The 23,565-nt window shown below is 72.2% G+C and carries 16 protein-coding genes; 6 read left to right on the forward strand and 10 right to left on the reverse strand.

What is annotated here, in order from left to right; translation table 11 throughout:
- Nucleotides 1-52: 52 nt before the first annotated feature.
- Nucleotides 53-1,462: an FG-GAP-like repeat-containing protein gene (locus tag ACZ592_RS19260; RefSeq protein WP_471582759.1), complete on the reverse strand. Its 1,410-nt coding sequence runs from the start codon at nt 1,460-1,462 to the stop codon at nt 53-55.
- A gap of 192 nt (nt 1,463-1,654) precedes the next feature.
- Here ACZ592_RS19260 and ACZ592_RS19265 point away from each other — a divergent pair, with 192 nt between their 5' ends.
- Both ACZ592_RS19265 and ACZ592_RS19270 read left to right on the forward strand, forming a co-directional pair.
- Nucleotides 1,655-4,042, forward strand: coding sequence for a tetratricopeptide repeat protein (locus ACZ592_RS19265; protein ID WP_471582760.1), 2,388 nt, complete (start codon nt 1,655-1,657; stop codon nt 4,040-4,042).
- A 159-nt stretch (nt 4,043-4,201) separates the two neighbouring features.
- The gene (locus tag ACZ592_RS19270) at nt 4,202-5,320 is read left to right on the forward strand and encodes an ADP-ribosylglycohydrolase family protein (protein WP_471582761.1); all 1,119 of its coding nucleotides are present in this window, start codon (nt 4,202-4,204) and stop codon (nt 5,318-5,320) included.
- A 72-nt stretch (nt 5,321-5,392) separates the two neighbouring features.
- Here ACZ592_RS19270 and ACZ592_RS19275 read toward each other — a convergent pair whose 3' ends face one another.
- Nucleotides 5,393-6,967 carry a sodium:solute symporter family protein gene (locus ACZ592_RS19275; protein WP_471582762.1) on the reverse strand — a complete coding sequence of 525 codons (1,575 nt, stop codon included), beginning with the start codon at nt 6,965-6,967 and terminating at the stop codon, nt 5,393-5,395.
- A gap of 287 nt (nt 6,968-7,254) precedes the next feature.
- Nucleotides 7,255-8,049 carry an SDR family oxidoreductase gene (locus ACZ592_RS19280; RefSeq protein WP_471582763.1) on the reverse strand — a complete coding sequence of 265 codons (795 nt, stop codon included), beginning with the start codon at nt 8,047-8,049 and terminating at the stop codon, nt 7,255-7,257.
- A 90-nt stretch (nt 8,050-8,139) separates the two neighbouring features.
- Here ACZ592_RS19280 and ACZ592_RS19285 point away from each other — a divergent pair, with 90 nt between their 5' ends.
- Entirely contained in the window at nt 8,140-8,979 is an 840-nt protein-coding gene (locus tag ACZ592_RS19285) for a hypothetical protein (RefSeq protein WP_471582764.1), read from the forward strand.
- A 160-nt stretch (nt 8,980-9,139) separates the two neighbouring features.
- Here the strand turns inward: ACZ592_RS19285 and ACZ592_RS19290 are convergent, their stop codons facing one another.
- The 3 genes from ACZ592_RS19290 to ACZ592_RS19300 form a co-directional block, all read right to left on the reverse strand.
- Nucleotides 9,140-9,349, reverse strand: coding sequence for a DUF397 domain-containing protein (locus ACZ592_RS19290; RefSeq protein WP_471582765.1), 210 nt, complete (start codon nt 9,347-9,349; stop codon nt 9,140-9,142).
- Between the two features lie 216 nt (nt 9,350-9,565).
- Nucleotides 9,566-10,423, reverse strand: coding sequence for a helix-turn-helix domain-containing protein (locus ACZ592_RS19295; protein ID WP_471582766.1), 858 nt, complete (start codon nt 10,421-10,423; stop codon nt 9,566-9,568).
- Between the two features lie 383 nt (nt 10,424-10,806).
- The gene (locus tag ACZ592_RS19300) at nt 10,807-11,568 is read right to left on the reverse strand and encodes a GOLPH3/VPS74 family protein (RefSeq protein ID WP_471582767.1); all 762 of its coding nucleotides are present in this window, start codon (nt 11,566-11,568) and stop codon (nt 10,807-10,809) included.
- Between the two features lie 220 nt (nt 11,569-11,788).
- Here ACZ592_RS19300 and ACZ592_RS19305 point away from each other — a divergent pair, with 220 nt between their 5' ends.
- On the forward strand, nt 11,789-14,434 hold the full coding sequence (locus ACZ592_RS19305) for a D-alanyl-D-alanine carboxypeptidase (RefSeq protein WP_471582768.1): 2,646 nt from the start codon (nt 11,789-11,791) through the stop codon (nt 14,432-14,434).
- 199 nt (nt 14,435-14,633) lie between these two features.
- Nucleotides 14,634-16,484 carry an MFS transporter gene (locus ACZ592_RS19310; RefSeq protein WP_471582769.1) on the forward strand — a complete coding sequence of 617 codons (1,851 nt, stop codon included), beginning with the start codon at nt 14,634-14,636 and terminating at the stop codon, nt 16,482-16,484.
- A gap of 202 nt (nt 16,485-16,686) precedes the next feature.
- Here the strand turns inward: ACZ592_RS19310 and ACZ592_RS19315 are convergent, their stop codons facing one another.
- The 3 genes from ACZ592_RS19315 to ACZ592_RS19325 all read right to left on the reverse strand — a co-directional run bounded on the left by ACZ592_RS19315 (nt 16,687) and on the right by ACZ592_RS19325 (nt 20,900).
- A complete protein-coding gene (locus ACZ592_RS19315; RefSeq protein WP_471582770.1) occupies nt 16,687-18,642 on the reverse strand; it encodes a transglycosylase domain-containing protein in 1,956 nt (651 codons plus the stop codon).
- 87 nt (nt 18,643-18,729) lie between these two features.
- Complete coding sequence (gene snpA, locus ACZ592_RS19320; RefSeq protein WP_471582771.1) at nt 18,730-19,410, reverse strand: snapalysin; 681 nt, start codon at nt 19,408-19,410, stop codon at nt 18,730-18,732.
- A gap of 185 nt (nt 19,411-19,595) precedes the next feature.
- Entirely contained in the window at nt 19,596-20,900 is a 1,305-nt protein-coding gene (locus ACZ592_RS19325; protein ID WP_471582772.1) for an MFS transporter, read from the reverse strand.
- 626 nt (nt 20,901-21,526) lie between these two features.
- Here ACZ592_RS19325 and ACZ592_RS19330 point away from each other — a divergent pair.
- Nucleotides 21,527-21,991, forward strand: a complete 465-nt coding sequence (locus tag ACZ592_RS19330) for a PPOX class F420-dependent oxidoreductase (RefSeq protein WP_471582773.1) — start codon at nt 21,527-21,529, stop codon at nt 21,989-21,991.
- 69 nt (nt 21,992-22,060) lie between these two features.
- Here ACZ592_RS19330 and ACZ592_RS19335 read toward each other — a convergent pair whose 3' ends face one another.
- Entirely contained in the window at nt 22,061-23,521 is a 1,461-nt protein-coding gene (locus ACZ592_RS19335; RefSeq protein ID WP_471582774.1) for a cytochrome P450, read from the reverse strand.
- Nucleotides 23,522-23,565 lie beyond the last annotated feature (44 nt).

Consider the following 23,565-nt stretch of genomic DNA (forward strand, 5'->3'; position numbering starts at 1 on the left):
GCCATGATCATGCTGGTGCTCGCGGGCTCTCACCCGCGGACGTACGCGGGTGTCAGCCGACCAGGCCGTCGCCGAAGCGGACGCCGGCCTTGGCCGGGGCGCCGATCGCCGCGGGGCCGAAGGAGTCGATGCCCGTGACGGTCAGGCCGCTCGCGGAGCCGCGCAGGTGCCAGACCGCTCCGGTGTCGGCGACGTCGCCGTCCTCGTCGGGCGCGCCGACGGTCAGGTCGGCCTTGCCGTCCTTGTTCAGGTCCGAGAGCAGGACCTGGCTGCCGAACTTGTCGCCCTTCTCGGACGCGCCGGGGACGCCCGGCTTGGACTGGTCGAAGGCCTGCGCGCCGGTGCCGGTCAGGCCGGAGCCGGAGCCCTTGAGGAGGACGACGCTGCCCGCGTCGGCGGTCGTCTCGATGTCCTCGCCGGGGACGCCGACGGCCACGTCCGCGTAGCCGTCGCCGTTCACGTCGCCGGCGCTGATGGCGGCGCCGAACTCGTCGCCCGCCTCACCGGTGCCGGGTACGCCCGCGGTGTCCTGGGTGATCTTCGTGGAGCGGTCCGAGAGGCCGGACGCCGAGCCGTAGCGGACCAGGACCGTGCCCTTCTGGGACGGCATGTCCTCGAAGCTGGTGCCGATGTCGCGGGTGACGAAGTCGCCGTAGCCGTCACCGTCGATGTCGGCGACCGCGCCGCCGAGGGAGGGCGCGAGGTTCTGCGAGGTGGTGGCCACCCCGTTCTTGCCGCCCTTCCAGAGCTGGCTCTTGTGCGCCATCTCCTCGAAGCCGTGGCTGGTGACGATGTCGTCGGCACCGTCGCCGGTCACGTCGCCCACGACGAAGTCACCGGGGCCGAAGGTCTGGCTCGTGGCGACCTGCTGGGTGCTCGCGGCCTTGCCGTCCCGCTGGAACGGACCGTAGGCGAGGGTCATGCCCCGGTCGTCGTTCTCCATCGGGTCCTCGGGCTCCGGGTACTCGGCCGTGACCAGGTCCCGCTTGCCGTCGCCGTTGAAGTCGCCGGCGGTGACGAGCGCGCCGTTCGAGTCCAGCTCGACGCTGCCCGTGCCGCTGAGGCCCTGGGCGGAGCCCCACAGGACGACGGCCTTCTTGCCGCCGTTGACGACGAGGTCGGTGAAGCCGTCGCCGTCCAGGTCGGAGGCGGCCGTCTTGTTGCCGAAGTGTCCGCCGTCCGCGGCGGAGCCGGGTACGCCGGCCGTGGCGCGGCTGATGGTGACGGCGTGCGCCTTGTCCGGGCCGTTCGCCGAGCCGTACACGATCGAGACGCTGCCCGCGTTGTCGCTGGTGGAGCTGCCCGGCGCCGATATGGCCAGGTCGGCGTACCCGTCGTGGTTGAAGTCGGTGATCGGCTTCTTGGGCGGTACGGGTGCGGCCGACGCGGAACCGGCGGTGGCGAGGGCGAGGGGTGCCGTGAGCGAGGCGACTGCCACGGCGGTGATGAGACTGCGGCGCACTGTTCCTCCATTGGGGGAATTTGTGTGGTCGTGTAGGAAGACGATCGTTCCGCGGAGAAGGTTGTACACCGCAGAGACTTCTGTGGTGCACACGCACGTATGTCCGAACTCGGTTCCCGTTCACCGGATATCGGCCTCCATATGTCTGATTCGGTACGCCAGACTGGAGGCCCACGGGACGGGGAGGGACCGATGGCGCGGCCGAAGGTGTCGATGCAGGAGCTCATCCGGCGCAGGCGGCGGGCGGGCTTCGTGGGGCGCAGGGAGGAACTCCGGGCCTTCCGCGAGAACTTCGACGCGGCGCCGGACGACGACCGGCACCGCTTCCTCTTCCACGTGCACGGCCCGGCGGGCGTCGGAAAAACCTCACTCGTCCGCGAACTCGCCCATATCGCCGCAGAGCGGGGCGCGTTGATCGCGTACGCGGACGAGGGGGCGCCGGACGTCCCCTCGGTGCTCGCCGAGGTCGCCGCCCAGTTCGCCCAGCAGGGCAGGCCCCTGAAGTCCTTGGAGCGCGCCCTCACCGCCCACCGGCAGCGCGCCCACGAGGCCCTCCTGGGCGCGGCCCGCGAGCCGGCCCCCGAGGCGCCGTCGGCGGGCAGCGCGACGATGGCCCGCGCCGGAGTCGTCGGACTCGGCATGGTGCCGGTCGTGGGCGCCCTCGCGGGAGCCGTCGACACCGACAGGCTCGCCCTCGGCGCCGACCGGCTCCGCGCCCGCTTCCGCAACCAGGAGGACGCCCGCCTGGTCCTGGAACCGGAACGCGCGCTGACCCCCGTCCTCCTGGACGAGCTCACCGCGGCCGCCGACGCCGCACCCTGGCTCGTCCTGCTCCTCGACACCTACGAACGCACGGCACCGCTCCTGGACCGCTGGCTGCACGACCTGATGACCACCGACCGGCACGGCGAACTCCCCGCCACCGTCGTCGTGGTGACCGCGGGGCAGCGCCCCCTGGACCCGGACCGCTGGGACGGCGCCGCCGACTTCGCCGCCGACCTGCCGCTGCGGCCCTTCACGGAGAACGAGGCGCGCGGCCTGCTCGCCGCCAAGGGCGTCACCGAGGAACCCGTGGTCGCCGAGGTCCTGCGCCTCTCCGGCCGGCTCCCCGTGCTCGTCTCCACGCTCGCCGAGACCGGCCCCGCCGCGCCGGGCGACGTGGACGACCCGAGCGCCACGGCCGTCGAGCGGTTCCTCAAGGCGGAGCGGGACCCGGCGCGCCGCGCGGCCGCCCTGGACTGCGCGCTGCCCCGGCGCCTGGACGAGGAGGTCGTGCGGGCCGCCGCGGGCGAGGACGGCGTCGACCCCGCGCGGCTCTACGCGTGGCTGCGCGCCATGCCGTTCGTCCGCACCGACCGGGGCGGCGCCGCCCGCTACCACGACGTCGTACGCGCCCCGATGCTGCGCCTGCGCCGCACCCTCGCCCCCGAGCTGTGGAGCGCCGGACATGCCCGCATCGCCGCCCTCCACGCGCGGCGGCGCGCGAGCCTGGAGGAGGAACTCCGGGGCGAGGCGGGCCGCCCCTGGATGCGCCCGGAGTGGCGCGCCCTGCGCGTCGAGGAGCTGTACCACCTGCTGTGCGCCGGGCCGCGGGCCGCGCTGCCCGGCGTGCTGCGCGACGGCATCGAAGCCTGCCGCCTGGACACGGCGGTGGCCCGCGAGTGGGCACGGGCGGTGGCCGACGCCGCCGAGGACACCGCGTCGGAGCCGCTGCGGAGCTGGGCCGAGGCCTGCCGGGAGGCGCTCGCCGACGAACGGACCGGCGCGCTCGCCGTCCTGGACCTCTTCCTCTCCCGGCCGGGCCTGGACGACGCCGGCCGCGTCGCCGCCCACAACGCCCACGGGCTGCGCCTCTTCCACCTGGGCCGGCTCCGCGACGCCCTGGTCGACCACGAGCGGGCCGTCGCCCTCGACCCGCACGACCCGTGGGGCCACCACGGCCTGGCCATCACCTACCGGGCCCTCGGCGAGTTCGGGACGGCACTGCGCCACCTGGACGCCGCCGACGCGGTGGACCCGGGTGCGGAGTGGGTGGCACGGGACCGCGGCGAGACGTACCGCCGCATGGGCCGCCTGGAGGAGGCGCTGCCCTGGCTCGACCGCGCGCACGGCCTTGACCCGAGCGAGCCGCTGACCCTGGGCAGCAGGGGCCAGGTCAAGTTCGCCCTCGGCCGACCCCGCGAGGCCCTGGAGGACCTGGACCGCGCGATCGCGCTCTGGCCCGACTACCCCTGGGCGCTGAGCCGCAGGGCCCGCGTCCGCCAGCACCTCGGCGACCTGCCGGGCGCCCTCGCCGACCTCGACCGCGCCCGCGACCTGGCACCGGAGGCGCCCGGCACCTTCGGCGACCGGGGCGACGTCCTGCGCTTCGCGGACCGCCATGAGGAGGCGCTCGCCGCCTACGACCGGGCGATCACCCTCGACCCCGGCTACGCGTGGGCATGGGGCTCAAGAGCCCTCTCCCTGGAGGCCCTGAACCGCACGACCGACGCCCTGGCCTCCCTGGACGAGGCCCTGCGCATCGACCCGGGGTACGGGTGGGCGCGGGAGCAGCGGGAGCGGATCGCGGGAGTCGGGTGATTCGTAGCACGTGCGAAGCTCTCGTGAACGTCGTTCAAAAGCCGCCTCACGGGCGACTCTTCGCATACCACGTGGTGCCTGAACCGATCGTTCCCGGTCGATTACAGTGCTGCAAAGTCGCAACCGGGCGAGTCACGCCGAGGCACGGAAGGGGGTCCGGTGGGTACTGCAGCAGCCACCGGTGTCTGGGGCCGCGCCGAGCAGCAGGACTTCCGCAGCCGGGTGCGCGGCACCCTCCTCGGCGCCGCCGTGGGCGACGCCCTCGGCGCGCCCGTCGACGGTCTCTCCCTCGACGCGATCCGCGAGGAGCACGGCGCCGATGGACTCACCGAGCCCGCCCCGGCGTACGGCCGCCGCGGCGCCGTCACCTCGGCCACCCAGCTCACCCTCTTCACCGTCGACGGGCTCATACGCGCCCAGGTGCGCCGCGACACCGGCGCCTGGCACCCGCCCACCGACCTGCACCGCGCCTACCGCCGCTGGGCCGCCACCCAGAGCGACTGGGGCCCGGACGAGCGGCGCAAGGAGGACGGCTGGCTGGCCCGCGAGGAGTGGCTGTACTCGCGGCGCGACCCCTCCCGCGCCTGTCTGCTCGGGCTCGGCAACGACGTCATGGGCACCCTCGACACCCCGAAGAACCCCGACGAGCGGGGCGCCGGGGCCGCCGTCAGGTCCGCGCCGTTCGGCCTGCTCGTGGGCTGGGAGCCGCAGTTGGTGCTGCAGCTCGCCGTCGAGTGCGCCGTCCAGACGCACGGCCATCCCACCGCCTACCTCGCGGCGGGCGCGCACGCCGTCGTCGTGCACGGCCTGGCCCGCGGGGAGTCCCTGGACGGCTCGCTCCAGCGGTGCCTCGCGCTGCTCGCCACCCGCCCCGGCCACCAGCCCGTCACGGACGCGCTCCGGCACGCGCTGGGCGCCGTACGCCAGGGCATGCCCACGCCCGCGCGCGTCGAGGAGCTCACCGGGGACGGCACGGCCGAGGGGGCGCTGGCCGCGGCGGTGTACTGCGCCCTGGTCGGCGAGGACATCCGGCACGGGCTGCGGCTCGCGGTGAACCACGGCGGGGCGTCGGCCGCCTGCGGGGCCCTGTGCGGGGCGCTGCTCGGCGCGCTGCACGGGGAGACCGCGCTGCCGCCGGGGTGGCTCACGGAGCTGGAGGGCCGGCCGACGGTCCTCGAACTCGCGGACGACTTCGCCATGGAGATGACGCAGGGGCCCGCGCTGCACGGCCCCGCGCTCTCTTCGCCGGGCTGGCTGGCCCGCTACCCGAGGGCGTGACCGCGACGCGGGCGCGCGCCGCGGGCGGATTCGCCCACGACGCGCCCCGGCGTGTGTCGGACTCCGCGTCCGTCAGTCCTTGACCGGCGCCCGCACGGCACCGTCCCGCGGTTCGGCGGGCGCGGGCACGACGGCCGCGCCCTGGGACCCGTCGTCGTCCGTGTTGATCCGCTCGATGAGCGCGTCCCGCTCCGGGGTGTCCTCCGGCTTGACGAAGCCGATGACGATGTAGAGGACGAGGGAGACGGCCAGCGGTATCGACACCTGGTACTGGAGCGCGACCCCGCCCTCGACCGCGTCGTCGATCGGGTAGTTGACCAAATAGAAGGCGAAGAGTCCGGCCGCCCAGCTGGTCAGCGCGGCCGTCGGCCCGGACTTGCGGAACGTCCGCAGCAGCCCCAGCATCATCGGGATCGCGATCGGGCCCATCAGGCCGGCGACCCACTTGATGACGACCGTGATGATGTCCTTGAACGTGGGGGAGTTCACCTGCGTGGCGACCGCCATGGAGAGCCCGAGGAAGATCACCGTGGTCAGCCGCGCGGCGATCAGTCCCTTCCGTTCGGTCCAGGCCCGTGCCTTCGCGGACATCGCGGGGGCCACGTCCCGGGTGAAGACCGCCGCGATCGCGTTGGCGTCGGAGGAGCACATGGCCATGGTGTGCGAGAAGAAGCCGACGATGACCAGGCCCAACAGGCCGTGCGGCAACAGCTGTTCGGTCATCAGGGCGTACGCGTCCGAGCCGTCGGGCTTCTCCGCGTCGACCAGCAGCGGCGACATCCACATGGGGAAGAACAGCACGACCGGCCAGACCAGCCACAGGATCGCGGAGAGCTTCGCGGAGCGCGCGGCCTCCTTGGCGTTGGCGGTCGCCATGTAGCGCTGCGCCTGGTTGAGCATGCCACCGTTGTACTCGAAGAGCTTGATGAAGAGGAAGGCGAGCAGGAAGACCGTGCCGTACGGGCCGACCAGCGGCTTGCCGTGGCCCGCGAGCTCCGGCTCGTCCCAGACGCCGAAGAATCCGCCGTGCGGGCCGAGCTTGGCGACGACGGCCACGAACATGGCGACACCGGCCAGGAGCTGGATGATGAACTGGCCGAGTTCGGTCAGCGCGTCGGCCCACAGTCCGCCGATGGTGCAGTAGATCGCCGTGATCACGCCGGTGATGAGGATGCCCTGGTTGAGGGAGACGCCGGTGAACACGGCCAGCAGGGTGGAGATCGCCGCCCACTTGGCGCCCACGTCCACGATCTTCAGGAGCATGCCGGACCAGGCGAGTGCCTGCTGGGTGCCCAGGTTGTAGCGGTTCTTCAGGTACTCCAGCGGCGAGGCCACGTGCAGGCGTGAGCGCAGCCGGTTGATCCGGGGCGCGAAGAGCCGGGCGCCGATGGCGATGCCGAGCGCGATGGGGAAGGACCAGGTGACGAAGGACGTCACGCCGTAGGTGTACGCAATGCCCGCGTACCCGGTGAACATCACCGCGCTGTAGCCGGACATGTGGTGCGAGATGCCCGACAGCCACCAGGGCATCTTCCCGCCGGCGGTGAAGAAGTCGCTGACGTTGTCGACCCGCTTGTGGGACCACAGGCCGATCGCGACCATCACGCCGAAGTAGCCGATGAGCACGGCCCAGTCGAGACTGTTCATATGGCCCTCCAGGGGTCCGCCTGGTGAACTGCGCATAACTGGCTCGCACTTCGCCAGTGCCGGCCGAAGGGGCCAGGAACGGCCCGGAAGTGCCCGCTCATCGTGGGTTCGCGCGCACACCGCGGACAACCGCCCGTGAGGTCAAGAGCGAGTAAAATCGTTCTGTTCGCTGACCTGTGTTCATGGATGTGATCGCGAGCGGGTGGTGTGGCGAACGCACGAAAGCCGCACGGGAGTTGATTCCCGTACGGCTCTCAGGGGCGGAACGCCCGAGTGCGGGCGCGGCGCTACCGCATGATCTCCCCCGCGTTGACCAGCAGCGACTGCCCCGTGATCGCGCGGGCCCGGTCGGAGGCCAGGAAGACCGCCGCGTCCGCCACGTCCCCGTCCGTCGCCAGGTCCGGCAGGGCCATGCGCTCGGCCAGGCGGTCCCGCACCACCGCCTCCGGCACACCCTCCGTGTGTGCGGTGAACTGGACGTACGCCTCGACCGGCGGACCCCACATCCAGCCCGGCAGCACGGTGTTGACCCGGATCCGGTCCGGGCCCAGCTCGTGCGCGAGCGCGTACATGGCCGAGGTCAGCGCGCCCTTGGACGCCGCGTACGCGGCCTGGCGGACCTGGGAGGGCGAGGCGATGGCGGACTGCGTGCCGATGAAGACCACGGAGCCGCCGCGCCGCTCCCTGAGCGAGGGCAGGCATGCGCGCGTCATGCGCAGGGTGCCGAGCAGGTTGACGTCGATGACCTGCTGCCAGGTGTCGAAGTCCGCGTCCTCCACCCCGCCGAAGTAGCTGTCCCAGGCGGCGACATGGACGGCCGCGTCGATCCCGCCGAAGCGTTCGCGGGCCAGCTCGGCGAGGGCCCGGCACTGGTCCTCGTCGGTGATGTCGGTGGCCCGGTGGGCGGTACGGCCGCCCTCGGGGTCGATCTCGGCGGCCGACTTGGCGAGGTTCGCCTCGGTGCGCGCCCCGAGCACGGCGTTGCCCCCCTCGCGCACGACGGCCGCGGCGACCTGATGGCCGAGCCCGGCGCCGACGCCCGAGACGATGACGGTCTTTCCCTCGAGGAGCGACGACGGCATGGAGCGCCTCCCGGCTCTGGCAGTTTTGCTGACGGGGCGTCAGAGTATGGGCGACCACCGGAGGAAGGAAGAGGGAGGCAGGGGAGAAGCATGAGCGAGGACACCCGCAGCGACGTCTACGCCGAGCTGGCCGCCGTCGGGCCCTACGGCGTACACCCGGGGCACGCCCTGATCACCATGGTCGAGCCGCACCCCGGGCACGAGTACGCGTACAACCGCTGGTACGAGGACGACCACTACTACGCCGGCGCGATGGCCATGCCCTGGATGTCCGCCGGGCGCCGCTGGGTGGCCACCCGTGACCTCCAACTCCTGCGCTACCCGGACAAGTCGGCGGTCGCCGAACCCGTCACCGCCGGGTGCTACCTCTCCACGTACTGGGTCACGGAAGGGCGCTACGACGACCACATGAAGTGGACCGTCGGCATCAACAAGCGGCTCCATCGCGACGGCCGTGTCTACCAGGACCGCACGCACGTCTTCACCGCCTTCCAGGACCACGAGGCGACCGTCTACCGCGACGGCGCGGCGGGCCCGCGCGACTTCCACGCGCTCGACCACCCCTACAAGGGCCTGGTCCTCGAAGTCGTCGACGCCGAAGGTCCCGAGCAGCGGGCCGCGCTGCTGGAGTGGCTGCGGGCCCGGCACCTGCCGAGGGTGCTCACGGGCTCGCCCGCCGCGATGGTCACGCTGTTCCGGCCGACGCCGCTGCCGGGGGACCGGATGACGTACGTGAAGCAGGTGGAGGGGGTCGACACCCGGCTCACGCTGCTGTGGTTCCTTCAGGAGGACCCGCGGGAGTGCTGGGAGGCATGCTTCACGGGGCGGGACCGGGCGGTCGCGGAATCGGGTCTCGGGCGGGTGGAACTGGTGGCGCCGTTCATCCCGACGGTGCCGGGGACGGACACGTACGTCGACGCGCTGCGCTGATACGCGGCCGCGTCGGGCTCGGGCGTGCCGGCGCGGTCCGGTCAGGGCCGAGCCCCCTCGGCCGGGACGGCGGACCAGTCGAGAGGGCTCATACGGTGCTGCTTATGCGGTTGTTCCTCTGCTGGTGCCGGTAATGCCGGTGCCGGTACGCCCTGCACTCTCACGCGAGATCGGCAGCCCCCCGGCCCATCTCGCTGACGAAGGCGTTCCACGACGCGGCGGGGAAGGCGAGGACCGGACCCTCGACGACCTTCGAGTCGCGCACGGAGATCCCGTGGGAGAGCGGCGACTTGACCTCGACACACGCGCCGTTCCCGGTGGAATAGGAGGACTTGACCCACGTGTGCGAAGTACCCTGCTGAATTGCCATGTTTGCTCCGGTTTTTCCAGTCGGTGAGTAGCGGTCACCGCATCGCTGCGGAGTGCGCCAACGTTCTTGCTCGATGGCGTGAATGACGCTACTCGCCAACATCGTGGCGTGAAGGGATCGTTCACTCGACCGGATGGCATATTCCAGTGGGGACTTCCGCAGGGACCCGGCAAGGGTGTACCGTGCCGCGCCCTCAGCCGGAGGTCCCTCCACGGATCACCGTGCGTAGTCCTTCGCGATGTCCGCGATGAGCTGCCGGGACTGCTCGACGTTCAACGCCTGGGCCCTCAGGTGCTCGTACATGACGCTGTACTGCTGGACGTCGTTCGCCTTCTCCAGGTACAGGTCGCTCGTGACGCCCTCGATGTAGACCACGCTGGAATCGGACGCGTCGGGGAACTCCAGGATCGCGTACTGGCCGTTGAGCCCCGGGTGCGCGCCCATCTCGAAGGGGATCACCTGGACCGTGACGTGCGGCAGTTGGGACTGCTCGACGAGGTGCTCCAGCTGGTCGCGCATCAGATGGCGGGAGCCGACGACACGGCGCAGCGCCGACTCGTCGAGGACGGTCCACAGGCGCAGCGGATTCTCCGGCGCCGCGATGCGCTCCTGCCGGCGCATGCGCACCTGGACGCGCTTGTCGATGTCGGTCGGAATGGTCTCCGGGAGTGCGCCGGTGATCAGCGCCTCGGCGTACGCGCGGGTCTGCAACAGACCCGGGACGACCTGCGGATCATAGACGCGCAGGGACGCCGCGTCCGTCTCCAGGCCGATGTACACGCTGTAGGGGATGTCGCCGAAGGAGTGCCACCAGCCCTGCTGGCGCGAGTCCTTGGCCATCTGCATGAGGGAGTCGACGACGCGGTGGTCCTCGACCTCGTAGACACCGCACAGGTCGCGGACGTCGCGCTGACTGATCGAACGGCGGCCGTTCTCCAGTCGGCTGATCTTCGACTGGGAGACGAGCAGCCGCTCGGCGACCTCCTCTGCCGTCATGCCCTTGAGCTCGCGGAGCCGACGCAGCTCCTGGCCCAACCGGCGTCGCCTGACGGTGGGATTGACATTGGACGCCACGGGACGTGCACCTCCGGCTTGCCTGCCTCAACTTTGCGTATCTACTGCTCAGCAGAGTGCCACCAACGAGGCAGGCACCGCTGGGAAACAGCGGATATGCGGACGTGAGGACGGGTGTGAGGGGGTGCGGGCCTGTCCTGCGGCGCCAAAGGGTGTGCGGCCGCGCGGGGCGGTGGTACCGGGTTGTCGTCGTCCGGACGGTCCGGTTCCGTGCCCCGCGCGGCCCAGCGGCTCCCGAACCGGGTCTGGGGGACTGCGGTGCGGCGCTGTGTGACGGTGCCGACGCGATGGTGCCGACGCCGGTGGTGCTGAGCGGTTACGTACTGGTGGTGCGCGGTCGTGCGCTGCGCCGGCCCTGCTCGGTGCGCGTCGGCGCGTGCCCGTCAGTGAGCGACGGCACGTGCCATGGACCCGCGGCGTGGCTGCATGGGCATCCCGCCGGGTTCCGCCACCGACCTGGCCGGCTGCCGACCGCTCGGTCCCGCGGGACCCACCGGTGCGGCGCTGCGACGCGGCTGGGCCGCGACGCCGTTCTGAACGTCCATCACGGCGTGCGCCACGAGGCCGCCCATGGGGTCGTGCCTGATCAGGTCCCGGAGCCGGGAGCGCGATGAACGCCCCTCGTTCCCGGGGTACAGATGCTTGCCGAGGCCGACCGCGTGGGCCAGTGCGGCGAGCGCGGCGGTCCGCGGGTCCGGTGGTACGCCGGTGCGGATCGCACTGTCCAGCCGTGACCTGATGTCCCGGCTGATCGCCGTGTCCGTCGCCTGGTAGCGAGTCGTCGGCAGCACTCCGCACATCTGGCCCGCCACGGCATGAACCATGCCGCACCGCTCCAGGTGCGCGAGGTAAATCTGGCGCAGCCCCAGTCGGGGCCCGCCGATCCAGTGGACCGCCCGAACCGGGCTGCCACGCCTGCGCAGCAGTTCCAGTGCGGAGTCCAGAGTCGGATCTCCGGTCGGCCGTGGCATCACCACGGCGATACGATCCCCGTCAGGGGCTATCCGTCCGGCCAGTGCCAGCTCCACTAGCTGTGCTCCGGCCAGACCGAGGTCGAGCGACTGCGGCTGCGCTGTGGTTCCCGTGGCCGGGTCCAAAGCGAGCAGCAGAAGCTCCTCCGGAATTGTTCTGCGGCTCCTGCCCATCCATGCCTCCCCGCGTGGATGAATGACAGGGTGACCCCTCTCACATTGGTCTGTCGAGAGCGCGTGGTCGGGTTGTACGGGAACCAGTAGGTATGTCGTTCTCGTCTACCACGGGGGTTAAGCCCTCACACAGGACACTGGTACACGGTTCGGACAGTGGGGTCCGACCGGATTTGGCGCACGGCCAGCACACGGCAAGCATTCAGCATCGGCATACGGCATGGCGTACGAGGAGGCATCGGTGGCGGGCGAGACCCCCGACAGGTCGAAGCAGCGGAAGTCGTCGGGGAACCCGACTGCGGCGGAGTCTTCCGACCCGGCGCCGGAGGAACGTGACCCGCGTCTCGCGATGACCCGCGAGACGCCGCAGGTGCGGGAGGACCGGGCGACCGCCGTCTTCTCGACCAAGGACGTCGCCGAGAAGGCGGCCGGTTCCGACGCGTCCTCGCGGAGCGGTTCCGAGGAGACGGGCCCTGAGGCGGACGCCGGGACGGCCGCCGCGGCCCCCGGTGACTCCGGCGAGAACCCCGGCGAGAACTCCGGCGAGGCGGAGGCCGAGCACGAGGCCGCCCCGAAGCCGGCGGCGAACGGCGACGCGCGGCTGCGGGACGCGGTGGCGGCGTGGGTCGCCACCTCGGACGAGACGGCTCCCGAGACGACGTCGGAGGCGACGCCTGAGGCGACTTCGCAGGCCGCGGAGCCCACGGGCGGGGCGGAGGAGGCCGAGGGCGGCGAGGACGCCGAGGACGCCGAGGACGCCGAGGACACGGAGGGCGGCGCGGAACCGTCCGACGAGGTGAGCGACGACGCTGCCGCGGCGGACGACGGCGTCACGGATGACGACCCCGCCGACGGCACGGACGACGAGGCGTCGGGCGACGACGCTCCGGACGCCGACGCCGACGCCGACGCCGACGCGGCAGCCGCCGCCGAGCCGGAAGCCCCGGCCGAGCAGGAACCGGCCACGGCCGGGGCTGACGACGACGCCCCCAAGGCCGACGCGGACGCCGACGCGGACGCGGACGCCGACCCGGGCGCAAAGGCCGACGGCACCGACGGCACCGCCGCCGACGCCGCCGACGCCGCCGACGAGACCCCCAAGGCCACCGGCATCGACCAGGCCACCGCCGTCTTCAAGGCCCTCCCCCCGGAGACCGTCGGCAAGAAGCCCGGCAAGGCCGTCGACCAGCCCACCACCATGCTCAAGCTGAGCGACCACACGGCTCCCAAGGGCCCGGCGGCCGACAAGGGTGACGATAGTGCAAAGGGCACTGCAAAGCCTGAGGGTGAGGCCGAGCGGACCAGCAAGTTCGTGGCCCTGAAGCCGCTCGACGAGCCGTCCGCCAAGACCGCTCCGAAGGCCGCGCCCACGACCGCCCCGAAGGCGCCCGGCGACAAGTCCAAGCCCGGAACGGCAGCGGGAGCAGCGGGAGCGGCAGCCGCCGCGGGAGCGGGCGCCGCGGCTCAGCCCAAGGCCGGGCCCAAGGGCGCGGCCACCTCCGCCGCCGCCCCGACCGGCCCCGAGGTGCCGCCGCCGGTGGAGCGCACCACCCAGCAGCCGCTGCCGCCCAAGCCGCCGATCGACCTGCTGGCGGAGCTGACCAACACCCCGCCGCCGCCCGAGACGCCCGTTCGCACCGCCGTGCGCCGGGTCAAGATCTGGACGCCGCTGGTCCTGCTCCTGATCGTCGTATTTGCGGTCGTACAGATCGTGCGTCCGCTGCCGACGCCGACTCTGCAGCTCACCGCCGAGGAGTCCGTGTCCTTCGAGGGCGGCAAGCCGTCCGTGCCGTGGCCGGGGCAGGGCCAGGCCGCGATGGACGTGAACGGCATCGGCACGTTCGGCACGTCCGGCAAGCAGAAGCCGGTGCCGATCGCGAGCATCGCCAAGGTCATGACGGTCTACCTGATCCTGCGCGACCACCCGCTGAAGAAGGGCGAACCGGGCCCGAAGATCCCCGTCGACGCCGCCGCGCAGAAGCACTACGAGACCGGCAAGGCGGAGAAGGAGTCCGTCGTCAAGGTCACCGACGGCCAGAAGCTCCCCGAGTACGAGGCCCTGCAGGCGGTCATGCTGCCGTCGGCGAACAACGTCGCCAAGCTGCTGGCCCGTTGGGACACCAAGAGCGACTCCGAGGACGAGTTCGTCGCGAAGATGAACGAGACGGCCAAGAAGCTGGGGATGAAGAACACCCACTACACGGACCCCAGCGGCCTGGACAAGACGACCGTCTCGACCGCCGAGGACCTCGTGAAGCTCGGCCGCGCGGCGATGGAGAACCCGGTCTTCAACGAGATCTCCCGCCAGCCCAGCTACAAGGACCTCAACGGCGACCAGCAGAACAACTTCTTCGGCCTCGTGCCGACCGTCGCCATCGGCATCAAGACCGGCACCACCACGGCGGCCGGCGGCAACATCCTCTTCGCCGCGGAGAAGAAGGTCGGCGGCAAGACGCAGACGATCATCGGTGCCGCCCTCGGCCAGTACGGCACCAACGGCGTCGCCAACATCGACGAGGTCACCGGGGTCACCAAGAAGCTCATCGAGGCCGGGCAGGACGCGCTCACCGCGAAGACGATCGTGAAGAAGGGCGACGTCGTCGGGCAGGTCGACGACGGCCTGGGCGGCACGGCCCCCGTCGTCGCCACCAAGGACGTCTCCGCCGTGGGCTGGTCGGGCCTGACGGTGAAGCTGAGCCTTCAGGACCTGAAGGGCAAGACCGTGCCGCACACGGCGAAGGCGGGCACCGAGGTCGGCGTGCTGAGCGTCGGCGACGGCAAGGGCGACGCCGTCGAGGTGCCGGTCGCGCTCCAGAAGGATCTCGCCGAGCCGGGCTTCGGGCCCAAGCTGACCCGCGTCGGCTGACCCCCTGCGGACCGGCGGACGGAACCCGCCGAACCCGTGCGAGGGGAGGTCCCACCCCGGGCCTCCCCTCGCCTCTGCGTGCTAGCGTCACAAGCTCGGGGGGTAGTACGCCGGGGCGGAGGACGAGGTGTTCCGGGACGAACCCTCGTCGACTCGAACCCGGGGTACCGGAACACGGACGACACGGGGAGAGCCTCCAGTGGCCACAGCGGAGCCGACGCGCGCCGAGGGCGACGCCGCCGCGCCTGACCAGGACGGCGGCAGTCGCACCGCCGCACGAATAAAGCTGCCGGCCCAGCGCCGTGCGCCCGGGACCGGACCCGTCGGGTCACGGTGGGAGCGGTTCCTGCGCCACCCCGTGACGATCACGACGGCGGTCGCCGCCGTGCTGCACGTCATCTGGTTCTTCGTCTTCGCCAACAGTGGCGGCGACCTGGCCGCGCAGGACGCCTGGGCCGAGTTCGTCGGCCGGCATCCCGCGTCGGCGTACAACCTCGCCTGGTACGGCGGCATGCACCCGGTGTCGTACAGCGTCATCTCGCCGTATCTGATGTCGGTGCTCGGCGTGCGGACGACGATGATGATCGCCGGTACCGTCTCCGCCGCGCTGCTCATGCTGATCGTGATGCGCAGCCGTGCGGTGCACAAGCCCCTGTGGCCCGTCGCCATCGGTGTCTTCGCGCTGTTCTCCAACGCCGTCTCGGGCCGCGTGACCTACGGCCTCGGCCAGATGTTCGCACTCATGGCGGTCGCCGCCGTCTTCTGCTGGCCCCACCGCTGGCGCTACAAGCGGTGGGCGAAGGCCCTGGTCGCCGCGCCGTTCGCGGCGCTCGCGACGATGGGCAGCCCGGTGGCCGGGCTCTTCGTCGGGCTCGTCGCCGTCGCGCTGTTCCTCAGCAAGCGCTACCCCGGTGCGTACGCGCTCGGCCTCGCGCCCTCCGTCGTGGTGGGCCTGTCCGCGTGGCTCTTCCCGTTCTCCGGCACCCAGCCGATGGGGTTCGGCTCGGCGTCGCTGCCGCTGCTCTACTCCGCCTTCGTCTTCTTCCTGGTGCCCAAGGAGTGGAAGACGGTACGGATCACGACCGCCGTGTACGCGGCGTTCGTGCTCGGCGTCTGGATCGTCAACTCGCAGATCGGCTCCAACATCACGCGCCTCGCGATGTCCTTCGCGGGCGTCGTGCTGGTCGCCGCGCTGCCGTACGTCGTACCGAAGACCCGCAAGTGGTACGTCCTGGTCGTGGCCATCGCCGGCTTCGTCGGCTGGGTCGGCTACAAGGGCGTCGACGACGCGATCCACACGACGCCCAACGCCTCCTGGTCGCGCGAGCTCGCCCCGCTGCTCAACGAGTTGCAGGAGGTCGGCGCCGAGAAGGGCCGCGTCGAGGTCGTCCCGGCCCGCAGTCACCGCGAGGCGTCCGCGCTCCCCCAGAACGTCCAGCTGGCCCGCGGCTGGAACCGCCAGGCCGACATGAAGCGCAACCCGCTCTTCTACGACGACACCCTGAACTCGGCGAACTACCACGAGTGGCTGCAGCGCTGGTCCGTGCATTACGTCGTGCTGCCCACCGGCGAGCCCGACGGCGACGGCGGCAAGCGCGAGGCGCAGCTCATCGAGAAGGGGCTGCCCTACCTCAAGCAGGTCTGGGTGGACGAGAACTGGCAGCTGTACGAGGTCACCGACCCCCACCCGCTCGCCGGTCCGCACGCCGTGGTGACCAGCGCCGAGCAGGGCGAGCTGACGCTCCGCGTGGACAAGCCGGGCCGCGTCCAGATCCGCATCCCGTACTCGCCGTGGCTGGGCCTCGTCGACGCCGAGGGCAAGGGCGTCGAGGGGCCGCAGGAGACCGAGGCGTCCAAGCGGCTGAGGGAGGGCGACGACAAGCGCCCCAAGGAGTACACGAACGGGAACGGCTGTCTGCTGGAGGCCGCCGAGAACGAGGACGGCGACCAGTGGGTCGAACTGCTCGCCCCGAAGGCCGGCACCTACCGGCTCGGCTCGCCCTACCAGTTCCCCCGCGGCACGCCCTGCCCGGAGGAGATGCGCCGCTGACGGGCACGGCCGTTCACCGGCCGGTCTCCACCGCGTCGAACGCGGCGATGATCCGCGGGCAGGGGACCTGCGCCTCGGTGATCGTGGTGCGGGCGAGGCGGTGGGCGGGTCCGAGGCGCGCCGCGGTGTCCCGGCCCCGCCCCCGCTGCCGTGCCCACGCCCGGGCGGCCGCCTCCCCGACCGGTCCGGCCCGGGGGCGAGGTCAACGGCCATGCCCCTGGCCGGCGGTGTACTCCTGCCAGATCCGCGGCGGTAGCACGTTCCCGCGCTGCGACTTCTTCCCCGCGACGCCCGACAGCGGCAGCAGCCGAGGCTCGCCGGGGCGCACCCGGAACAGCGTCACCGCCGTCGACAGGTCCTTCGTGAAGCCCGCGAACCAGGCCGACCTGAGGCGGTCCTGGTCGCCGGTGCGGCCGGCCGCGACGTCCACGCCGAGCCGCTTGCCGCCCGCGCGCAGGGCACCGGCGACCTCGCGGGCCACCTGCGGGTCCAGGGCCCGCTGCGAGGCGGGCGCGGTGATCCCCGGCAGCGTGCCGCCGTCCTTGACGACCTTGGTCACCGAGTACGGGTCGTGCCGTACGCCGTCGCTCGCGAACGTGGCGTAGGCGGTGGCCATGCGGATCGCGCTGGGCGTCGACGTGCCGATGGAGAAGGCCGGCTCCGGGCGGGCCATGCTCTGGCGCAGCAGCCCCGAGGCGATCGCCGTCCCGCGGACCTTGTCCCGGCCGACGTCCTCGCCCAGGCGTACGTAGGTGGCGTTGCCGCCGGACGCCAGGGCCTCGCCGAGCGTGGGGTGGTCGGGGTCGAAGGCGCCGGGACGGGCGCCGAGGGTGCCTGCGGGGGTGTAGGCGCTGTCGACGGTGATCGCGGGAGGCACGTCGGGCGCGGCCCGGAAGCCCGCGTCGACCACGGGCCGCGCGCGGTGGCGCACCCCGTGCTGGAGCGCGGCCGCCAGCACGAACGGCTTGAACGCGGACCCGGCGGGGACGCCCGACGTGTCGGCGTTGTTGGTGAAGTGCTCGGTGGCGTCGGGCCCGCCGTACAGCGCGAGGACCGCTCCGTCGGAGGGCCGCACGGACGCGGCGCCGACCTGGAGGTGCCGGTCGGCCGCCCGCTTCATCGGGTCGGTGTCGCGGTCCAGGACGCGCCGCACGGCACGCTCCAGGCGGCCCACCGCACCCTTGTCGAAGGTCGTGTGGATCCTGTATCCGCCGTGGGCCAGTTCCTTGTCGGTGAGGCCGGTGTGCTGCTTCACGTACCGGTTCGCGATGTCGACGAGATAGCCGGTCTGGCCGCGCAGGCTGGTGGAGCGCGACTGCCTGCGGGGCTCGGGAAAGGTCCGGTGGCGGCCGCGCTCCGCCTTCGTCATCAGGCCGACCTCGACCTGCCGGTCCAGGATCCACGCCCAGCGCTGCCGGGCCCGCTCGTGGTTGGCGGGGCTGATGGCCGGGTCGTACTGCTCGGCGCCCTTCAACACGGCGGCGAGCAGGGCGCTCTGACTGGGATTCAGCTTTCTGGCGGGCTTGCCGTAGTAGGCGTGGGCGGCGGACTCGATGCCGTTGGCGCCGCGCCCGAACCAGCTGGTGTTGAGGTATCCCTCCAGGATCTCGTCCTTGCTCAGCCTGCTGTCCACCTTCAGCGCGATGACGAACTCCTTGACCTTCCGCGTGACGGTCTGGTCCTGCGAGAGGTAGGTGTTCTTCACGTACTGCTGGGTGATCGTGGATCCGCCCTGTGTCTCCTGGCCGCGGGCCATGTTGACGACCGCGCGGGCCAGGCCCTTGAAGGAGACCCCGGAGTCCTCGTAGAAGGTCTCGTTCTCGGCGGCGATCACCGCGTTCACCGCGGACGGGGCGATCTGGCCGAGGCGCACGTTCTGCCGGTCCACCGCGCCGGTGCTCACCATCTGCGTGCCGTCGGACCAGTAGTGGACATTGGCCTCGCGGCGGGCCGACGCGTTCGCGTCGGGGATGTCCACACTGACGTACACGCAGATGAAGAGCACCGCGATGGCGGTCACGAAGAGCCCGGCCGATGCGAGCAGTTGGCGCCACGACGGAAGCCAGCGGCGCACGCCGCTCCGGCCGGTGCGCGGGTAGTCCACGAACCGTCGCCGGCCGCGGCGACGCGTCTTCTTCCCCGGAGCATGTGTACCCATGCCGGAGGAGAGCGCGCCGCGCGCGGCCGGGTTGGTCCGGAGGCTGTTATCGACACGTAACAGTCCGCACCGAGGAGGTGAGCGGGGTCAGCGGACCTTCGTCAGCGTGCCCTTGTCCTGGAGGGTGGCGATCCCGCGGGCCCAGAGGCTGTTGACCCGCTGGCGCTCCTGCGCGTTGGGGTAGGCGTTGGTGCAGGACGTGCCGGGGCCGCCGCCGGACATCAGCTCGCTGCACGGGCCCGAGTAGTGGTCGGGCAGACCGAGCACGTGACCCGTCTCGTGGGCCGTCACGCGCGTCGAGTTGTATTGCTGGTTCTGCCGGTAGTCCAGGAAGATGTAACCGTGGCCGCGCCCGTCGGTGGAGGCGTACGAGCCGCGGGAGTCGTTGCCCTCGCGGTACTCGAAGTCGGCGCCGGAGCTGGACTCCTGGAGCTTCACGTTGGCGACGGAGGAGTTCCAGATCTGCGTGCTCTGCGATATCTGGCCGCGGAAGCTGGGCGCCCTGCTCGTGCTGTACCGGACGGTGACGGCCTGGATGCCCGGCTTCGCCGCCTGCTTCTCCAGCGCCGACTTCATGACGGCCTCGAAGAACTGCCGGTTGGCGGCCTGCTCCTCGGCGGAGCCCACGTACGCGGACGTCGTGTGCGTGGCGGCGGGCTCGACCGTGCCGGGCGCCGGCGCCGCGAACGCCGTGGGGGCGGCGGCGAGCGAGGCGAGGAGGGTGGCCGCGCCGAGCGTGGCGAAGAGGCTGGTTCTCGATCGGTTCATGGGGGTGTGTCCCTTCCGGAAAGGCCGGGATAGCCGGAACGCCCGGGGTGTCCGGGGTGCCGGGACCGGAGGCCTGCGGGTGTGGTCCCCGGTCGGGACGAGTATCGGGAGCGCGGGCGCGTTCGTACCGATGTCATTGGGTGATAACTCCAAGGCATCAACGCGGTTCATGTAACGGCCACTTGCTACTGCAGACGCCTGATCCTGTGGATGTCGCGCACGCAGAGGTTCAAAAGCGTGGCGGCCACGATGACGCCCGTGCACACCAGGAGCACCGACCGGGCGGCGAACGCGGCGGAGACGAGCGCGACGACGAGGTAGGAGAGCGGGATCGCGAGGCGCTCGCCGACCTGGTTGAAGGAACTCATCCGGCCCAACTCGCCCTCAGGGATGTGCTGTTGGAACGCGGTCACCCAGGTGACGCCCGCGATGTCCAGCGAGATCCCCGCAAGGACGGCACACAGCAGCAGCCAGGGCAGCGGCAGGCCGAGCGCCAGGCCCGCGAGCGGCAGCGCGAGCCCCGAGCTGGCGACGACGGCGACGGCGAGCAGCCGCTGCGGCTTCCACCGCAGGCACACCACGGCCCCGGCGAGGAGCCCCAGCGAGAACGCGCCCTGGACCGTCCCCCAGGTGCGGGCGCCCGCGTAGTGCTCCTCGGCGACGATCGGCCCGAGCAGCTGATAGCCCGCGAGCCACGCGGCGACGAGCACGGTCCCCGCCGCCGTGTACGTCCACAGCCAGGTCCGCGACCAGAAGCCCGACCAGCCCTCGCGCAGGTCGGCGAGGGCGCCGCTCCTGGTGACCGGGGCGCCGAGCCGCAGCCCGAGCAGCAGCAGGGCCGCCACGGCGAAGGTGAGCGCGTCGAGGCCGAGCGCCCACGCGGGCCCGCCGAACGCGACGATCAGCCCGCCGGCCACCGGACCGACCACCTTGACGGCGTTGGTGGGCAGCCGCAGCAGGGCGTTGGCCTGCTGCAGCTGGCGCGGCGCGACGAGCTGGATGAGGACGCCCTGCGCGGCGGGCGTGGTGAAGGCCACCGCGACCCCTGAGACGAAGCCGCAGGCGGCGATCGCCCCGGTGCTCGCGTGCCCGCCGGCCACCACCAGGGCGAGGGCGCCCTGCGCCGCCGCGGCCAGCAGGTTGCCGAGGAAGAGGAGCCGGCTGCGGGAGACGCGGTCGGCGAGGACCCCGCCCACGAGCAGGAAGCCCACGGTGGGCACGGTGTTGCCGGCCAGCACGACACCGAGCGCCCCGGCCCCGCCGCCCGCGCCGATCACCGCATACGCGAGGGCGAGGGGCGCCATCGCGGATCCGGTGGCCGAAATGAGCTGCGCGAGGACGAAGCGGCGGAAGGCGGGGATGCGGAGGGGGGAGGCCGGGGGCTGGGGCTGGGGCGGCCTGGTGGTGCTGGTGGTGCCGGTGGTGCCGGACACACTGGTCACGTCGGCCTCGCCGGCCTCGTCGGCCCTGTCCGTCTCGCTGGCGGTCATGGTCCCCCTGGTGTCGTCCCGGCCCGGGCGGGAAGCATAGGGGGCCTTGAGCGGCGGGCGCGCAGGGGGTGCCGGGGCAGGAGCGGGCCCGTCGGCGCTGGGCGTACGGGCCGTTCCCGCGCACCGACGGACCGGGTCAAGACCCGCGAAGCCGCCGGGAATTACTGGGCTCCGCGCGGAATTGCTGATGGTGCGGGGCGGAGCCGCGACGGCATCCGCGCCCCGCGCCGCCCGCCCGCCGTCCAGCCTGTCCGCCCGCCCTACCGCCTGTCGCCGTCCTGCCTGTCCGCCGGTAGCCACTGCCTGTCCGCCAGCCCTACCGTCTGTCCGCCGTCCGCCTGTCCGCCAGCCCTACCGTCTGTCCGCCGTCCGCCTGTCCGCCAGCCCTACCGTCTGTCCGCCGTCCGTCTGTCCGCCGTCCTGCCTGTCTGCTGGTATTTGCCGTCCGCCCGCCAGCCCTACCGCCTGTCCGCCGGTATCCGCCCCCCCGCCCGCCAGCCCTACCGCCTGTCCGCCGGTATCCGCCCCCCGCCCGCCAGCCCTACCGCCTGTCCGCCGGTACCCGCCCCCCGCCCGCCGGCCCCATCACCCGCCCGCCAGTACCCCCACCCGCAGGAGGCCCGCCCATGACCGACGCCCCCACGCCCACCCCGACCGCCGCCGACGACGTGCCCTTCGACCCGCGCGAACTCCTCGCGGAGGCCCGCATCGGCGTCCTCGCCACGATCAAGGCGGACGGCCGCCCCCAGCTCTCGCCCGTCATGCCCTTCTACGACGAGGAGACGGGCCTCCTGCACGTGTCGATGACGGAGGGCCGGGCCAAGACGGCGAACCTGCGCCGGGACCCCCGGGCCACGCTGGAGGTCACCAGCGAGGACGGCCGCGCCTGGGCCACCGCCGAGGGCACGGCCACACTCACGGGCCCGGGCACCGACCCGTACGGCCCGGAGGTCGAGACGCTGGTGCGCTACTACCGCACCGCGGCGGGCGAGCACCCCGACTGGGACGAGTACCGCGCGGTGATGGTGGCCGACCGCCGCGTACTCATGACGATGACGGTCGACCACGTGTACGGCCAGGACCTCGGCTGAGGCGGCCGTAGAGACCCGGGCCGCCCACCGGGGGAGACCCGGGCCGCCCACCGAGGGGGCCCGGGCCGCCTACCGAGGGCTGACTGCCATCCGGATGTCGTCGGCGGCCCAGAGCACGAACCGTTCCACGGGCGTCACCTCGTGCCCCGGCACGGGCTGGAACCGGAGGCGCTTGAGCAGCACGGCCAGGACGAGTTCGGCCTCGACCATGGCGAGGGCGGCTCCCTCGCAACTGCGCGGCCCGACCCCGAAGGGAATGTGGGCGAGCCGGGCCCGCCCGGCCACGGCCTCCGGAGTGAACCGCTCGGGCACGAACCTCTCGGGCTCGGGCCAGTGGTCGGGGTTCATGTGCACGGCCCAGAAGGGATAGAAGACGGTCGTCCCCGCCGGAATCTCGTACTCGCCGAGGACGAGGGCCTCACTGGTCTCCCTGGCTCCGTAGGGTCCGGGCGGATAGAGCCGCATGGCCTCCTTGACGACCATGTCGAGATACGTGAGCCGCCGCAGATCGGCGTAGTCGGGCGCCGCGCGGTCCCCGAGGACCCGGTCCAGCTCCTCGGCGACGCGCTCGGCCACGTCGGGATGGCGCCCCAGCAGGTGGAGCGTCCAGGAGATGGCGACGCCGGTGGTGTGGTGGGCGGCCAGCAGGGTGACCATGACGGTGTCGCGGATGCGTGCGGGGGACATGCCGGCGTCCAGGAGGGCCCCGACGAGATCGCTCCTGTCGTGCGCGCCCTTCCGGCCACCGCTCGGGGCGCTGCCTTGGCCACCGCCTTGGCCACCATCCTGATCACCATCCTGATCACCACCCGGATCACCGCCCTCACCACCCCCCTGGTCGCTTCTCCGGCGTGCCGCGAGAACGCGGTCGACGGTGTCCCGCAGATACCCGAGCGCGTCCTCGACCCGCTTGGCACTGGCTTGCTCGGGTCCGTCGGCCCCCTCGGCTCCGTCGGCCCCCTCGTCCCGCACCTGGTGGACCCGCCCGATGGACTCGGTGAGGACGACCTCGAACGCGCCGATGACCCGGTCCACGTCGACGGCACCGGTGTCGGTGCCTCCCAGTGCGTAGGCGCAGATCATCCGCAGCGACAGAGCGGTCAGGTCCGCCTGGAGGGCGATGCCCCTGCCGTGGTCGTCGCCCGCCCCGGCCCACCGCTCCGCGACCTCGTCCGCCAAGGAGACGAACTCCGCGAAGTGCCGTTCGTGCGAGGGCCGTCCGGCGAACACCTCCAACAGCACGCGCCGCCAGGGCGCATGCTCCTCGGCGCCGATGACCTGGAGGTTCCCCGCCTCGCAGAGGGGAGCCAGGAACGCGAACAGGGACGCGGGCCGCTCATCGATCCGGGCGGTGCGCTCCAGCAGGACGGGGTCGGCGACGGACACCGCGGTCCCCGCCCCCGGCAGCTGGAACCGCACGACCGGCCCGTACTCCGCATGCAGCCGCAACTGGTAGAGATGCAGCCCGCCGGCGGCACCGACGGCCCCGACCCCACCGTCATCCCGCTCCTCGGGCCCGGGAATTCGCATGCTGACGCCTCCTGCTCCTGAGCGTTCCTCACGGATCTCACCCG

The organism is Streptomyces sp. NPDC040622, from assembly GCF_055593965.1.